At 58.2% G+C, this 359-nt stretch carries 1 protein-coding gene; it reads left to right on the top strand.

Annotation, left to right across the window (positions count from 1 at the left end; translation table 11 throughout):
- Window positions 1-160: 160 nt before the first annotated feature.
- A partial coding sequence (locus tag AC1D0P_RS32500) for a LacI family DNA-binding transcriptional regulator (RefSeq protein ID WP_477680483.1) occupies window positions 161-359 on the top strand: 199 nt, incomplete at its 3' end.

The raw sequence follows: 359 nt of genomic DNA, 5'->3' as shown, positions 1-359 counted from the left end.
ATGCACGGCGGTGCAGCCTGGAATTGATTTTCTTTTCACGCCTAAAAAACCGCTCGACATTTCTCCTGTATCGTTACAGATTTTTGCCCGGGTGGAGGAAGGCATGGCGCAAATGTGCAAGTTCACCTAGACAGCGCGGCATGCGTTCGGGAAGGCAAAAATGAAGCATAATCAGCACTTAGGTCACGGGCTGGCGCCGGGGGAACGGCCAACCCTGAAGACCATCGCCTATATGACCGGGCTGGGGGTCACCACCGTGTCGCGTGCGCTCAAGGACGCGCCTGACATCAGCCAGGAGACCAAGGAACGGGTGCGCCTGGTCGCTACCCAGATCGGCTATCATCCAAACCGCGCCGGCG

The organism is Polaromonas sp. P1_G2, assembly GCF_056405515.1.
Note: the sequence above shows the minus strand (reverse complement) of the source record. Positions and strands in the feature narration are given on the sequence as shown.